The 15,523-nt window shown below is 36.1% G+C and carries 17 protein-coding genes; 4 read left to right on the top strand and 13 right to left on the bottom strand.

Annotated features, from left to right (window positions below; all coding sequences use genetic code 11):
- Positions 1 to 246 precede the first annotated feature (246 nt).
- The 9 genes from F6K54_RS24700 to F6K54_RS24660 form a co-directional block, all read right to left on the bottom strand.
- Complete coding sequence (locus tag F6K54_RS24700) at positions 247 to 738, bottom strand: ureidoglycolate lyase (RefSeq protein WP_293083255.1); 492 nt, start codon at positions 736 to 738, stop codon at positions 247 to 249.
- A 383-nt stretch (positions 739 to 1,121) separates the two neighbouring features.
- Positions 1,122 to 1,472, bottom strand: coding sequence for a photosystem II reaction center protein Psb28 (gene psb28, locus F6K54_RS24695; protein ID WP_293083252.1), 351 nt, complete (start codon positions 1,470 to 1,472; stop codon positions 1,122 to 1,124).
- Between the two features lie 312 nt (positions 1,473 to 1,784).
- Positions 1,785 to 3,284: a cobyrinate a,c-diamide synthase gene (locus F6K54_RS24690; RefSeq protein WP_293083249.1), complete on the bottom strand. Its 1,500-nt coding sequence runs from the start codon at positions 3,282 to 3,284 to the stop codon at positions 1,785 to 1,787.
- Between the two features lie 247 nt (positions 3,285 to 3,531).
- Positions 3,532 to 3,975, bottom strand: coding sequence for a globin domain-containing protein (locus F6K54_RS24685; RefSeq protein WP_293083246.1), 444 nt, complete (start codon positions 3,973 to 3,975; stop codon positions 3,532 to 3,534).
- 178 nt (positions 3,976 to 4,153) lie between these two features.
- Complete coding sequence (locus tag F6K54_RS24680) at positions 4,154 to 4,777, bottom strand: CatB-related O-acetyltransferase (RefSeq protein ID WP_293083244.1); 624 nt, start codon at positions 4,775 to 4,777, stop codon at positions 4,154 to 4,156.
- Positions 4,778 to 5,088: 311 nt separating this feature from the next.
- Positions 5,089 to 5,472 (bottom strand): PH domain-containing protein, encoded by a 384-nt coding sequence (locus tag F6K54_RS24675; protein ID WP_293083242.1) that lies wholly within the window; start codon positions 5,470 to 5,472, stop codon positions 5,089 to 5,091.
- A gap of 678 nt (positions 5,473 to 6,150) precedes the next feature.
- On the bottom strand, positions 6,151 to 7,179 hold the full coding sequence (locus F6K54_RS24670; protein WP_293083240.1) for a methyltransferase: 1,029 nt from the start codon (positions 7,177 to 7,179) through the stop codon (positions 6,151 to 6,153).
- A 728-nt stretch (positions 7,180 to 7,907) separates the two neighbouring features.
- Entirely contained in the window at positions 7,908 to 8,408 is a 501-nt protein-coding gene (locus F6K54_RS24665; RefSeq protein ID WP_293083237.1) for a hypothetical protein, read from the bottom strand.
- Positions 8,409 to 8,916: 508 nt separating this feature from the next.
- Positions 8,917 to 10,428 (bottom strand): thioesterase domain-containing protein, encoded by a 1,512-nt coding sequence (locus F6K54_RS24660; RefSeq protein WP_366558228.1) that lies wholly within the window; start codon positions 10,426 to 10,428, stop codon positions 8,917 to 8,919.
- 193 nt (positions 10,429 to 10,621) lie between these two features.
- Between F6K54_RS24660 and F6K54_RS24655 the strand changes: the two genes are divergently transcribed.
- The 4 genes from F6K54_RS24655 to F6K54_RS43175 all read left to right on the top strand — a co-directional run bounded on the left by F6K54_RS24655 (position 10,622) and on the right by F6K54_RS43175 (position 11,422).
- Complete coding sequence (locus tag F6K54_RS24655) at positions 10,622 to 10,714, top strand: helix-turn-helix domain-containing protein (protein WP_293083235.1); 93 nt, start codon at positions 10,622 to 10,624, stop codon at positions 10,712 to 10,714.
- A gap of 106 nt (positions 10,715 to 10,820) precedes the next feature.
- Positions 10,821 to 11,084: a hypothetical protein gene (locus tag F6K54_RS24650; RefSeq protein ID WP_293083233.1), complete on the top strand. Its 264-nt coding sequence runs from the start codon at positions 10,821 to 10,823 to the stop codon at positions 11,082 to 11,084.
- A gap of 36 nt (positions 11,085 to 11,120) precedes the next feature.
- Complete coding sequence (locus F6K54_RS24645; protein WP_293083230.1) at positions 11,121 to 11,288, top strand: transposase; 168 nt, start codon at positions 11,121 to 11,123, stop codon at positions 11,286 to 11,288.
- Positions 11,258 to 11,422 (top strand): transposase, encoded by a 165-nt coding sequence (locus F6K54_RS43175; protein WP_366558229.1) that lies wholly within the window; start codon positions 11,258 to 11,260, stop codon positions 11,420 to 11,422. The genes F6K54_RS24645 and F6K54_RS43175 overlap by 31 nt, the downstream gene beginning before the upstream one ends.
- Here the strand turns inward: F6K54_RS43175 and F6K54_RS24635 are convergent.
- The 4 genes from F6K54_RS24635 to F6K54_RS24620 all read right to left on the bottom strand — a co-directional run bounded on the left by F6K54_RS24635 (position 11,400) and on the right by F6K54_RS24620 (position 15,347).
- A complete protein-coding gene (locus F6K54_RS24635) occupies positions 11,400 to 12,104 on the bottom strand; it encodes a condensation domain-containing protein (RefSeq protein ID WP_293083228.1) in 705 nt (234 codons plus the stop codon). The two genes, F6K54_RS43175 and F6K54_RS24635, sit on opposite strands and share 23 nt — an antisense overlap.
- A gap of 133 nt (positions 12,105 to 12,237) precedes the next feature.
- Positions 12,238 to 13,281, bottom strand: coding sequence for a TauD/TfdA family dioxygenase (locus F6K54_RS24630; protein ID WP_293083225.1), 1,044 nt, complete (start codon positions 13,279 to 13,281; stop codon positions 12,238 to 12,240).
- A gap of 55 nt (positions 13,282 to 13,336) precedes the next feature.
- A complete protein-coding gene (locus F6K54_RS24625) occupies positions 13,337 to 14,338 on the bottom strand; it encodes a DMT family transporter (protein ID WP_293083224.1) in 1,002 nt (333 codons plus the stop codon).
- A 754-nt stretch (positions 14,339 to 15,092) separates the two neighbouring features.
- On the bottom strand, positions 15,093 to 15,347 hold the full coding sequence (locus F6K54_RS24620) for a hypothetical protein (RefSeq protein ID WP_293083221.1): 255 nt from the start codon (positions 15,345 to 15,347) through the stop codon (positions 15,093 to 15,095).
- Between the last annotated feature and the right edge of the window lie 176 nt (positions 15,348 to 15,523).

The raw sequence follows: 15,523 nt of genomic DNA, 5'->3' as shown, positions 1-15,523 counted from the left end.
TTATAACTCTATAATTACTTCAATCTCCCCATCTCTACCAACTTTATCAGGACTTACGCAAAGGCACTACATAAGGGGCATCGCTCAGTTACGCTAGCGCTAACACACCCTACCAATAGCGTTCATGCGTAAGTCCTATTTATAATAACTATTTAACCGGATTTGATATGAGTTGGTATACTCTTAAAAAATTTCCACAGCCTAAATTATTACTTTTGACTTTTGACTTTTGACTTTTGACTTTCCTTATACAATTTCCAACTCTAAATTATGACTTTTAGCAAAGTTGTGAGTAAAATGATCTACCTCATTTGTATCACTCAATTCTAAGTTGTAAAAATCTACAAATTCATAATCTAAATATGGTCCTGCGTGCCAGGTTCCTGCCTCTAATTTAATAAAACAATTCCCAGGAATTTTAAAAGCAACTATATCTTCTAATTTTGGTGCATCTTCTGCACAAGGTGGAGCAACTGCCATTAACCATTCTTTTCCTTCTAGAGAACCCAAACATTGAGTACATTTTACATGACGAGTAATTTTAGTAAACTTTCGACCTTTTTCAAATAACCGCATAATATAGAATCTTGGCATACCATTTTCTAAATTTAATTGAGCATCGTCTTGGTCATATTTTTTGCCATCTTTTGCAGCCCAGATTACTTGTCCAAAAGGTCGAAAGTTTTCTGGTGTAATTTCTTGGGTAAACAGTTGTTTAACTACTATTGATTTACTCATTTTTAATTTATATTAGGGAACAGGGAATAGGGAATAGGGAACAGTGGGAAAAATATTTCCCTGTCTAAGATTTATTCTCATTATAAGTTCTAACCACCCCATTCTTTACTATAGCTATGCAAATTTTTTTGATCTTTTCTGTGGCAGGTTTAATACTTATACTCTATCTGACAAGCGATGGTTAAAATTGTTTGGGTTATAGGACACAAAGTCGCGTGTCGTTGATCAAAAAGTAAGGTCAATAGCCTCTCTTTTTAAGGGGATGAAAAAAAATAAACTTCAGTATTTCGAGTCTCCTAATTTATGAGGAGGTACTGATAACAGATAACTGAAATGACTATCCCCATACTTTTCCTTCTTCTTTCTTCCTTCTTCAAAGTTACTTAATTAGATTTAAATTCAAAACCATTCGCCTCAGCATAACGGTGTAAAAATCGCATGACTCTCTCAAAATTTTCCTCAGATTCTACTTCAAAAGAACATTCTACTTTAGAAAAATCACTTTCATCAGCAGACAAAAATTTAATCCCGCTAGGAGCAACTTCAATATTTCCTTCCTCGTCTTTCAACCATAATTTATTTATTTTATTAGTGAAGGAACGAAAACTTTCCGTAGCTTGAAGACGGTCAAATATTAGTACAACTATTTTTGTGTCAGAGTTACGGCGTTTTCTCAGACTAACTTCTGTAATTTTCTCATCTAATCCTTCAATAAATTCCACAGATACTGTCATTTTATTTCTCAAACTGAATATTAATATTAAACAGTTATTATTTTACCAAAAAAAAGTAGAAAGTGAGGAATATAGCAGTCGAAGGAGAGATTATATTATTTCTACATTTTATTGAGCAGGGGAGTAGGGACGTTCAATGCAACCTCTGTACAGAGAAGTAAACATAGAGCAGATTCCACTTTGGTGAGGTACACCCCGAAGCGGGCAAGATGCCCGCACTACAATACACTTAACAGGACTTACGCATAAGGTACGAAAAATTAGGGTTTGAGATTGCTTCCCTGTCGGTTGCAATGACAAAAAAAATTAACTTCAGTCTTTCCTTCTTCCCTCTTCCAAATAATTCAGAAACCGCCGAGGAATATCTACCCTACTCCCCCAATGAATATGAAGATAGGAAGCATGAAGTTGATAAAAATTCCAACCTTCAACAGTTCCCTTGCTCCGATTTTTATCCTCATCAATTCGCCACATTTTGTATAGATGTCTTTCAGGTAATTCAGTTAATTCAGAACGATGAAACTCATGTCCATAAACTTGTGTATTTGCCTCTAATAAAGGAGTATCTATATTAGTAATTGCTTGCCGATATCCTAACTTCAAACCTTTACCCATTATTGCCGTAGTTGGTAAAATTCCTACCATCTCCCAAGACTTACCATTAAAGTCAATAATTGCCTGAGATAAATACATCAACCCACCACATTCAGCATAAGTTGGCATTCCAGAAATAATTGCTGCCTGAACAGCTTTTCTCATTAAAATATTTTCGTTTAATTGTTGGGCAAAAACTTCTGGAAATCCACCACCAAAATATAAACCTTCTACTCCCGCAGGTAAATTTTCATCCTTTAGGGGACTCCAAAATACTATTTTTGCTCCTAACTCTTCCAGAATATCTAGGTTGTCTTGATAATAGAAATTAAATGCGCGATCGCGAGCTACTCCTATCAAAAATTTCGACTTTTTTTTCTCAAGATTCTTGACATTTGATTGTGGAAAATGTATTCTGTTATTAGGGATAACTTGGCTATATGAAAAGTGCTGAGACCCCTCATTCTGAATTTTTAAAAGTGGTAGTAATTTCTCCCAATCAAAACAAGTTTTTGCCAAATCAGCCAAATCATTAATTAAATTATCTAAATCTGGCATTTCATCAGTAGGAACTAAACCCAAATATCGGTCAGGAATAGTAATATTTTGATGTCGTCGCAGTACCCCAAGTATGGGTAAATTTATAGATTTCAGGGAATTTTGAAGTAACTGTAAATGGCGATCGCTCCCTACCCGGTTAAGTATCAAACCAGCAAAATTAATAGTAGGGCCAAAAGAAATTAAACCATGAGCGATCGCTGCCACAGAACCTGATAACCGACTACAGTCAAGCACCAATAATACAGGTACATTCAACAACCGAGAAATATGAGCAGTAGAAGCAAAATCAGGAAAGCAGCTATCACTCTCCTCATCTCCCCCCCTTTCTAAGGGGGGCCAGGGGGGATCAAACCTTTCTAAGGGGGGTTCAAAACTCACCCCATCAAACAAACCCATCACCCCTTCAACCAAGGCAAAATCAACATCTTGAATATTTCGCGCAAAACATTGCTGCACATAAACCTCGGAAGTCAACACCGGGTCTAAATTCCGACAAGACTTACCCGTGACATATTGATGAAACATCGGATCAATATAATCAGGTCCCACCTTAAATGATTGCACCTGCAAATTTTGCCACTTTAAATAAGAAAGTAAAGCCAACGTAACAGTTGTTTTGCCAACACCACTACGCTCTCCCGCAACTATTAAGCTCAATATCTCCCCCGTCTTTTTAACTAGCTATCAGCTTTTAGCATTCAGCTATCAGCTTTTTGGACTTGGGTTAAAATCCCCCTTAAAATTCTTACTCCTACCTCCTCTAAGTACCCATTTCTCCTATCTCCTACCCTCACCCATAAGACTTTTTCAGCAAACCCTAATTATTCGGTAAAGAAGGGTGTCAAAAAAATGATCCTACTGAGTGCCGACTGCTGACTGGTTCTTTAACTCAAAAAAAATGAAATTAGGAAACACCTTCCTCTTCATAAATTTCATGCTCTCGGTGAATAAAAACTTCTGCCAACGCCTGATAAGCTTCTGCCCAAGCAGATATCACTTCTGGTGTAGCTACATCTCCCAAAACATCCTGCATAGCTTGCAACATACATTCTCCTACCACTGGATATTGTTCCGGTAGTACATGAGTTTGCACATGGCGGTGAGCTATTTTTTCAACCATTGATTTTAGACCAGCCAAATCATCAATATGAGTAGCATAACTATAAACTGCAGTAGCTAACTTTGCAGGTTGAGAACCATCAGCTTGAGCAGACATATCAAACTGCGATTTGATTTCAGGATGATTTTCAAACATTATTTCATACATCCGAGTAGTAATTTGTTTTCCCTGTTTTTTCAGTACTGGTGCAGTAGATTTGACAATATCGATTGTTTGTTGACTAACCATATATTTTGTTAATACTTTGATACCAAAATAATTTTACCTTTCGATAATTTGCTATGGAATTAAATCAACTTTTTCTTTATACATATAAAATAAAAAAAAATACCAATGCCGAATGGGAAGGAGAGGTAATTATTAATTATTAATTATTAATTATTAATTATTAATTATTAATTATTAATTATTGAAGCAATTCATTAATATCCGCTCCACAAATTGCCTGTAAATTATCAGTAATTTTTTCAATTTCCCAATCCCACCATTTAATTTCTAGCAACTCTTTAATAATAGCTTCCTCAAATCTTTTACGAATTTCCTTAGCAGGATTTCCACCAACAATACTGTATGGGGCAACATTTTTTGTTACTACAGAATTTGTTGCGATAATTGCTCCATCCCCTACTTGAATACCAGGCATAAAGACCGCTCCATAACCAATCCAAACATCATTACCAATAACAGTATTTCCTTTGTCTGGCCACAAGTCCGGCATTGCTTTTTCCCAACCTTCTCCAAACACAGGAAAAGGATAATTTGTAAACCAGTCAGTACGATGATTTCCTCCATTCATCATAAACTTTACATCAGAGGCAATAGAGCAGAATTTACCAATAATTAATTTATCTCCAATAAAATCAAAATGATAGAGAACATTCCGCTCAAAATTCTCTGGATTCTCAAAATCGTCGTAGTAAGTATAGTCTCCGACAATAATATTGGGATTTTTAATAATGTTCTTTAAATAGACTAATCGAGTTTGATTAGGTATTGGATATTTAAGGTTCGGGTCAGGACCTTTATTCATATTTTTTAATAGTAATAGTAATAGTAGAAGGAAGAAGGAAGAAGGAAGAAGGAAGAAGGAAAAATATTGCTTTGTCTGAGTTTTAAAGCGCTTTTCAGATTGATGAACCACATCGCCATAAGCAAAACCCAGTAGGGACCTTGCATGGAAAGTTCCTACTGCGGTCTTAAGACAAAATAAAGAGTAGCTCTACTTATGAACTACTCCCATAAATTAGCTTAAAAATTTTACTATAATGCGTGTTGTACAAAATTAATTATGTATTCAAGTTCAATAAAATTGAACCTAAAATCTAAAACTTTTTCAAAAGTTTACCTCAAAACATACTTACTCAATACAGCATAAACTTCATTAATATTCACTGAACGATTAAACTCATGACTAATTGGTTCTGATTCACTACCCACCCAAATCTTTAACTCTGCATCTAAGTCAAAATGCCCTGCACTTTCTTTAGAGAATTTGGTAATTTTTGAATAGGGAATAGAGAGAAACTCAATTTTATGTCCTGTCACTCCTTGTTTATCTACCAAAATTAAACGCTTATTAGTAAACACAAACATATCGCGAATAATTTGGTAAGCTTTTTCAATTTGTTCTCCATCTACTAAAATATCGTTGAATAACTTATCTAGTTTTTTGGAATCAGTATTAACTTCGGAAGCATTTCCGAGTATACCACTAATTAAACCCATCTTTTACTCCTTTTAAATAATTTTTAGCAGTTATCTTTCAGCCAGTAAACTTAACTAAAGAGATTGATATCCAAGGCTGAAAGTCGATCGCTTATTAATACCATAATTAATGATCGAATTATTATAAATCTATCTTCATCAATTAAATCAAACTTTACTGAAATTTTGGTAGGGAAGTTCAATGGAATTTCCCTATATTCTTTTTCGGAGATATCTATATATATGTTTATAATTCTATAATTACTTCAATCTCCCTCACTCCCTCACTCCCCCACTGCCCTACTCCTTACAAGGGTAAATTTTTAAGACTTGACATGGAGACGTGGTGACACGGGGAAGCGGAGATTGGATAATTGAGTAATTAATTCAATCTATTTTCTCTATCCATTAAAGAAAACCCCCGCGTCCTCTCCCCTCTCCGCGTCTCCGCGTCTCCCCCTCCCCGCGTCCTCTGGCTTCCCATCCTTCAAAAGCGAAGCATCTTCTGGCTTCCCCCTTTCTAAGGGGGACGGGAGGGGGATTTCTAAGGGGGACGGGAGGGGGATTTCTAAGGGGGACGGGAGGGGGATTTCCAAGGGGGACGGGAGGGGGATCAAGGGGGACTTTTAGAGTTTTATTCCCCCCAAAATTGGGGGGCTAGGGGGGCAAAATCATACCTAGAATCAGCAAAGCCAAGACTTAAATAGGACTAAATTCCATAGCTGTCACACTTGTACCAGTATTAAAGATTTGTTCGAGTTGAAAACCACTTGCTGCAAACAAATCTTTATATTCTTGTTCGGTGCGCCAATAACCCCCAGGATTTGTAATCATCATCTGCACTGCTGCCAAAGCTGGTATTGTGCCATCGGGATATTCTACAGGGGCACCGACAGCAGGAACTAAAGTTTGTAGAAGAATCACTCTACCGTCTTTTGGCAGAGCTTCTCGGCAGTTAGTCAATACCTTGATTGAATCCTCTTTACTAAATACCGATAGAAAATATTTCATGACAATTGCATCGGCACCTTTTGGTAAAGATTGCAAAGCACTTCCACCAATAACTGTTACTGCATCATTAACTCCATATTTTGCCAGATTATTAGGAGCAGTTTTTACTTCATGGGGTAAGTCAAATAAAATTCCTTTACAGCCGAATCTTTTCACAATATTGGCAATTAATGTGCCCTGATTTCCTCCGACATCCATTACTGTCTGAAAGCGACCAAAATCATAAACTTCAAACAACGGATCGACAACTTCAGCAGTTAAATAACTCATGGCATTGTTGAACAGGTTTTTACTCTTGGGATTCTCTGTCATATAAGAAGTGTAAAAGTCCTTACCTTTTGCTAACTCAAAAGGAACTTCTCCAGTCTTTAAACTGTTTTCTAATTCTCGCCAACCATCCCACATATTAGGTTCTGTAATGTGCATTAAAAAGTCACCGATAGAAGGGGAATCATTTGTAATTAGAAATTCGGATAATTCTGTAGCAGCAAAAACACGACCTGGTTTTTCTATAAACACGCCTAAATGAGCTAATGCACGGAGTACAACATAAAGTTTTTCTACTTTTGTTGCTGTTTTTTCTGCTATTTCTTCAACAGTTTTTGGTCCGTCATGCAACAAGTTAGGAATTCTCAAATTTGTTGCTACATAAACGCACTGACTTTGCCAGTAACCGTAGATGATTCGATAGATTTTTTTTCTTAGACTCTGATGCACTTCCTAGCATAATTAATCTCCAATTTTTTGACTACAGAATAAAAGCAAATACTGTCAAAGATATACTTCAACTTAGCATTGCTATAAAGTAAGCATTCAGCTATTAGCAGTCAGCTCTTCGGTGCGGAATACGCCCGCATTCAACTGTTTAATGAATGAAACAAGTATTTGTTTAACTTATACTACATTTTAAAACAAAGAATTGAAGCACAAGAAAAACGAGTTTAAATTGTCCACTAAAGTTAATAAAGCTGTTAACGAAGTTCCTCCGTAGGAGGCTAGCTGACTGCTGAATGCTGAATGCTTATTTACTAACTAACAAAACTGGTCAAGATTCCTAAAATTTTTGGTAAGTTTTCCACAGAATATTCCTGTAAATCTAATACTACTGCTTCGTAAGCATTCAGCTATTAGCTGTCAGCTCTCAGCTATTATGGTGGGGTTTTAATGAAAAATTAAAGTCAGCTTTTAGGCGTAAGTATAAATTCTGACTAAATTAGTAAAGCTTTTATCTAAAACTAAAAGCAATAGCTGTTAACGCAGTTCCTCCGTAGGAGGCTGGCTGATAGCTGACGGCTGAATGCTTACACTGCTTCACCTTCTAACTCTAAAAATTGCCAAACAGTTCCAGTAGTAATAGCTCCATAAATTTTGGAAATCTTGTTACCTTGACCAAAAAATAAGGTCTCGCCCTTTCAAGGGGATGAAAAAAAATAAACTTCAGTGTTTCAATCCCAATGCTTCAACCAGAGGAACTGATAACTGATAACTGATAACTGATAACTGAAATGACGTTGGTTGAAAATTTGAGCGGCAACCATTTCTGCCATGCATTGAGCTAAACCAGATTTAAGATTATCGTTTTTAGCTTCTACTAAGGCAATAACTGGTGATTCGATGAAAAATTGTTGGGTTGAATGACTAATAATAAAATCGCAAAAGCCATTTAATCCAAGCTCTATATCAACATTAAACTCGATGCCAGAAAATAAACTTATCTGTTGGTTTAAATGTTTTTTAATTGCCACTAAAATTGGTGCAACTATTAATTCAGAACGAGCTTTTTCCGAACCTATTGCCACTGCTAAGGGTAAATATTCTTCTAAGGCTTCAAGAAGAAATTTACTGGGGGCAACTTCTGGTAAGTTGTTAAATTTTCCTTTGCTGCCTGTCAGGGTAATGTTAAATTTTTGTTTGAGTTCCTCTAAGGTGAATTTACTGTAAACCATGAGTTTCTACTGTGGCAAAATACCAAGGTTAATTACTAATAAAAACGGTCATCTTTTTCTTCCTGAGTTAGATGAAAAACTAGCTTTACCGAAGAATTAATAATTCAATAATTCAATAATTCAATAATTCAGGTTTAAAGCTTCCCCTTTCAAGGGGAAAAAAATAAATTTTTTCCTTTTATTCAATCCTCTTCCTTTTAGGGAGAGGTAATTATCAATTATCCATTATCAATTATCAATTATTGAACAATTTTTACTAATAAAACTTACCGAATTATTAATTATTAATAATTAATAATTAAACAATTCTGGTTTAAAGCCTCCCCTTTTAAGGGGAAAAAAAAATAATATCTCCTGATATTCAATCCTCTCGGTTTTAACCAGAGGTAATTATCAATTATCCATTATCCATTATCAATTAATGAAGCACTGAGAATAGATATAGGGTTTTGGTGTGTTACGCTGTCGCTAACACACCCTACCAATAGCGTTAATGCGTAAGTCTTAACTACTTTAAATGCTCACTCAAACGTTCTGCTAATACTTTGATATGTGGTTCTTTTATGAATGTAAAATGATTACCAGGAACCATAACTACTTCCATATCAGCTACATCTAAAATAGCATACATTTCTACCCAAACTAATTGCGGATCTATCCCATGAGGATGTTTTTCTTGTCCCCGAAAGACTGTTACTTTTCCTGGATAAGGCCGACGTTTATAGGCATAAGTTGCTTTCAAAGTACCGATAATTACATCGATAAAGCGTCGATTCTGTTCGCGAGTAGCTTCCTCTGGGAATAACTTTAAATTTTCCGCTTTATCAATAATAAATTCTATCTGTTCTTCAGAACTTAACCCTTTTAATTCTTCCTCAGTAACTAAATTAGTTATACCAAACATTCCTCCAAAATAACGACTTAATACTCCCCTCATGTACAAATTATCGATTTTCTTATTAGGGTCTAATAAGATGGGAGCCCAAGGGTCTAATAAAGCCAATAAACTAACTTCTTGTCCCTGCTGAACTAACTGTTGTGCCATTTCAAAAGCAACAACTCCTCCAAAAGACCAACCACCAATTTGATAGGGTCCTTCTGGTTGAAATTCTTGCATAGTTTTGATATAAAATTCAGCCATGTCTTCCACGTTTGTGAAGATTTTTTCTCCTTCATTAAACCCTTGAGCTTGTAAACCATAAAAGGGTTGATTATTACCTAAATAATGAGATAATTCTTGGTAATAAAATACATGACCGCCCGCAGGATGTACACAGAAAAATGGTTGTTTATTTCCCTGAATTTGCAGCGGGACTAGAGAAGAAGAAATAACTTGATTTTCACCTCGGATTAAACTTGCTAAATCTTCAATTGTGGGATTAGTAAACAGAGTGGATAAAGGTAATTGTTTGGCAAAGCGTTGTTGAATTTTTGCCATTAAGTTAACTGCTAATAGAGAATGACCTCCTAATTCAAAGAAATTATTTTTAATTCCCACTGGATTAATATTGAGAATATTTGACCAAATTTCTGCTAATTGTTCTTCAATATCATCTCGTGGTGCAACAAAATTATTACTCTCACTAAAACTAGAAATATCCGGTGCAGGTAGAGCGCGACGGTTAACTTTCCCATTCGGAGTTAATGGCAGTTGTGATAAAACCACAAAAGCTGAAGGTATCATGTACTCTGCCAATTTTTCCTTGAGATGTTGTTTTAGTTGCGGTACAATTTTTTGCTCCGCTTCAGTTTCGGGCACAATATACGCCACTAAACGTTTATTACCAGGATTATCTTCTCTTGCCAAAACTACTGTTTCTTTAACAGTGGAATGTTGAGCGATCGTCGTTTCGATTTCTCCGATTTCGATCCGAAAGCCTCGAATTTTGACTTGGTTATCGATGCGACCAATAAATTCGATATTACCATCAGGAAGATAGCGAGCTAAATCTCCTGTTTTGTAGAGTCGGCTTTCTTTTCGATCGCTAAACGGATCGGATATGAATTTTTCCGCAGTCATCTCCGGGCGGTTCAGATAACCATTTGCTACACCGACTCCTCCAATATACAGCTCTCCGAGAACACCGATGGGAACTGATTCTAAATTTCTATCGAAAATATAAAGTTGATTGTTAGCAATAGGGTAATTAACAGCTTGACATAATCTGTGATTACCTACTATAATCTCTGAATATCTATATATATTTTATTTGATGCTACTAGGATTCAAAACTGAACTGCACCCAAATAATCGACAAAAAACGTTACTGGCTAAACACGCGCTTTGTAGCCCGTCATGCTTATAATTGGGGACTATGGTTAACTAGGAACATCCTTAATCACAATTCTAATAATCCTGGTAGTAAACTAAAATTTCCCACATCTATCGACCTACATAAACTTTTGGTAGCAATGGTTAAACCTAATAACTATTGGTATTATGAAGTATCTAAAACAGCGCCTCAATATGCTTTGAGATATTTATCAGAGGCTTGGAAGCGCTGCTTTAGTAAAGTGTCAGCTCAACCTAAATTTAAGAAAAAAGGTAGAGACGATAGTTTTACTTTAGATGGTTCAATATCAGTAGGTGTGTTTCAGATAAAACTACCTCGAATTGGATGGATTAAAACTTATGAAATTTTGCCAGATAATGTAACTCCTAAATCTGTAACTTAAGCCAGGAAAGCTGATAGATGGTTTATTAGTTTCAAAATGGAAAGGATACCCCAAATTAGTGAGAAATCAGTAGATGTAGTTGGTGTAGACTTAGGAATTAAAACTTTGGCAACATTGTCAACAGGAGAAGTATTTGATGGCTCTAAATCTTACAAAAAGTTAGAATCTAAACTATCACGACTGCAATACCGCTCGCAGGCATAAAACCAAGTTTTCGCTCTAACTGGAAAAAAGCACAGGTAAAAATAGCCAGACTACACAAAAAGGTAGCTGATATCAGGAAAGATACGTTACATAAACTAACTACTTATTTAGCTAAAAACCACCTGAACTATTGAGCAAGTCTAATTCTTTCTGAATATAATCTTCATAAGACTTATTTAATATGGGTAAATCTAGAGATTCATGATTAATTTTTGATTCATAGAGAGCAACAAATTCATTTACTAATATTAATAAAGACTCCCAATCTCCAGCTATTTGATGAACAGTCAATAACAAAATATTCTCTGTTACCGAACGTTTACAGCAGTTTTTAAATGGGTAAACCACAGTTAAAAAGTTAGGTGGTAGGTGAAGCGGTGGTAAGCGAAACGAGGACTGCAAATTACACAATAAATGGCTGACTTTGTGGTCTACTCGAATGAAAAGCGCTGTAAATAAACAAGCACGAAATACTCCGCTAGATTCTAAGTTAAAAGGACGTTTTACAGCGTCACATAACTGCCCTTCTAATTCTTCGTCGCTCCAAGATGAAGCAGAAATTTGTTCAAAATTAATATCAACATTTTCCCTAATTTCTTGAACTATTTTTCCATCTTGTTCGTAATAGATACTGCGAAGAATTGAGTGACGTTCAATTAATATTTGTAGTGTATCTTTTACACTTTGAATATCTAGAGGTGATTTAATCCGAACTGCTACAGACACTTTGTCTGTTAAACCTGTAGCTTTGAATTTATACAGAAACCAATTTGCTTGCTGTATGTGGGAAGTAGAAAGCGATCGTAAAGTAGACAAAACTTGATTCCTCTCTATATTTATTTAGCGAATATTTTTCTTATCTTTTCAACTGGGGCGTTGCTGATTCTGGGTATGATGCAAGCCCCCCTAAGCCCCCAATTTTGGGGGGAATAAAACTCTAAATACATAATCAAGCGATAGCTGCGTAAACCAGTCTTTCTCCAGTAAAAGGAAGCCTACCATGCCCCATGCGATGATTATCTAAAACCAATATATCCCCCTCTTGCCAATCATAGAGTTCTGCGTTTTTCCAATGGGTTTTGATAATATAGTACACATCCAAAAATGACAAATTAGTACCATCTTCAAATGCTACATCCAAAGCTCTGTATTTGCTTTCACCTGAAATCAATTTTTCTCGACAACTTTGCACCAACGTTATTAAAAATACGATCAAAAATACTAACCAACTCCGGATCTTTCTTTGATGGTTAGCAACAAACCATGCTTCAATACAAGTACCCCAGACGTCAAACATAGGAAACCATCCCGTCCAGAGAATTTCCTTCGTAATCGGATGAGCACTAATTGTCGGCATCCGAGAAGAAACAACTAAGTTGCCATTAGTAAGCCACTCAATCTCTCGCCCGACTTCACAACATTTTGCCTCTACTAAACTCCTATCATCAGTATTGAATACTGTATGCCAAGATTTGGGAGAACTAAACCAAGGCCACTTCCATAATCGCACGTCAAATATTTTTTTCTCCATACTTACCCAAAAAATTTTTGTTACCAGACCAGTCTGAGAACACTTCTGTCGTAACTTTTTGGGTAAATCTGATAAAACTGATTTCAGATCGATAACTGGAGTTTCACCCCCACTAGCAGCAACTTGAGAACAGAACAATAATATATAATCTGGTTTTTCTGATGGGGAGTAAGATAATTCTGTATGACCGGGAAGTGGCATATAACTTGGTAGCTCAGAAGCAGTCCAGACATATTCAGCAACTTTTTGACGTGGTGCCCCACCTTCGTATTTTTTTCGGAGATTCGGGAAAATACTCAATCCCACTTGTTGAAATTGGTCTGGAGTTTTCACTTCATATCCTCGAATAGCGATCGCCCCATTATTTGTTAGAGTCTCCTTGAATTCCTGTTGGTGATCGTTAAGATAATTAAGCAGGGACTTAAAATCTGCTGCATCTTGTTTGGCCTTGATTAGTTTCATTTTTTTACCTTTTTGTTGACAAAAATACTAGATTTATATGGTATGTATCTTCAAATTAATCATTAGTTTTAATCATTACTTTGGAAGACTCGATTTCAAACTTGATAGCAGATGTGCTAGAAATAGCCAAATACATTCCAAATAAAATTACAAAGAAACTTACCACAGTCAAAAAATTCAGGCTTTCTGAAAATATAGCCCAACCTTCCACCGCACTGAGAGCCGGAATAAGCAACGCCACTAAGCTACTAAACCCGGCAGATAACTTTTTGAGACAATAAGCCCAAAGTCCCATAGCGAGCATTTGACTAACGAGAGCTTGGGCAATGACTGCAAGCCACCCATTTATCGAAGTTGGGAAAAGTTGCTCTTCGGCAATCAAAACAACAGGTAATATAAATAGAAAACTTGTTGTTGTAGACCAAGTCATAATAGTGACAGGGCTTAAATTACTCCGGAGTCGCTGAATGACAAGTGGATGTATTCCAAAAAACACTGCTGAGAGCAAAGCTGCTAAACTTCCTAATAGTTCTTGGCTCATCCTCAATGATAACAGTTCTTCTGCTTCTAGTAAAGTTGCTCCAAAAATCGCAACTACCATACCAATCAAAAATCGATTGTCGAAAGTTTGACCTAAAGTTAGCCACCCTCCCAAGACGGTAAATATTGGCACCAGATTATGGATCATACTAGAGTTGGCAATACTCGTTTGATTTAAAGACCAAGCCCAAAGCATTAGACCTACTGATATAAGAATACCATCTATTATTAGTAGCTTTGCCCTATTAACTAGATGGTGCTTTTGTTGTTCAAGTTGAGTTTCTTTATTTCGGTATCGGTGGCGTACTGTCAATAAAGTATTTAGCAGCCAAAAGGCAACAGCCGCTATCCAAAAACGATTGAATGCTGTAGCGTTTGGTCCTATTTCCAGTTCGCTCAAACGGATAAAAATGGGTGAAAAAGAGAGACAGATTATACTAGCTGTTAATGCAACTAAGGAATCTATCGGTAAAAATGAGGCAAACTGTAGCTTTAATAATTTTGCTTGAGCATTCATCTTTGTTTTCTAGGCTAAGTCATTTCAGTTATCAGTTATCAGTTACAGCATATTCCAAGTATATGAAGTACAGATATTAATAATTAAATGTTTGTAGTGCGGGCATCTTGCCCGCGAGGGGTGTACCTCACTAAGGTTGAATCTGCTGTATCAGTACCTCTGCAATAAGGAGGCTCGAGACCAGAATTTTTCGGTCAAAAGGGAATGATAATAAGGAAGATGGAAGAGGCAGGAAGGCTTAAGAGCAAGAAAAAAACTTAAATTTTCTGTAGATATTCACCCTTGGGTTTACCCAAACGCGCCCCAACGGACATGATATTATTTCTCCCTATACCTCTTTGCTCTTTTTTATCTTATACCAATTACTATACATTAAGCTTAACTTAAATAGCACTTAAATTATTAAGTAATTAACACAAGCGAAATCACAATGTAGTTGAATGACGAAAGAGCTACAAAAACTTTTTCTAGAATGGCTAGGAAGTCACTCGAGTTACAATATTATCAGATGACGGAATTTCTACCATTTTTAAAATTTCATTGACAATTATCTTTACTTTACGATCGTCAAAGAACTTTTCTACATAGTAGATAAGAACCGTACGAACTAAACTGTAGAAAATTGTGACAGCTTAATATCTTGATATTGGATTAACCAATACTGGCGCTCTCGGCGCAGCTCACTATTCCCTCGGCAGTAAATGCCCCTGGGAATTTCTTATCTTATATTTGAAGACTGCCATTGATATCGGCATTAATGACTATACCAGTTCCACTCCGTTTGGAAACCACGTTTGACTCGTTTACCCCTATAAGTTTCATGTTTCATTGGTTGCTCTAGATCAAGGGCAGATGTTTTGCTTGTATAGCTTTCCTCTGTTTCAATCACCTTGATTCCTGCTAGCTGACATTTGTAAGTAATTTGCTTGGGCTTTCTTATCATGTGGTATTTGAGTAAAATTTTGGTTGTTTTTTTTGCCGATATTTGCACCTTGTTTCCAGTTATCATTTTTTCCTATGGCTACAGTACCAATATTATTTGTGGTTAAATACAAGGGCCACTAAGAAACTGGTGTTATGCAAATAATTCTCCACAAAACGATTTCGGTGATAGGTTAACGCTTCTATCTTACGGCTAGTTTTTCTGTTGCCTTTGAGATGACTTTGGTACTTGGCTTTACGCTT

The organism is Okeania sp. SIO3B5 (assembly GCF_010692555.1).
In the GTDB taxonomy this organism is placed as follows: domain Bacteria; phylum Cyanobacteriota; class Cyanobacteriia; order Cyanobacteriales; family Microcoleaceae; genus Okeania.
The sequence above is the reverse complement of the archived record's forward strand: the minus strand, read 5'-3'. Positions and strand labels throughout refer to the sequence as shown.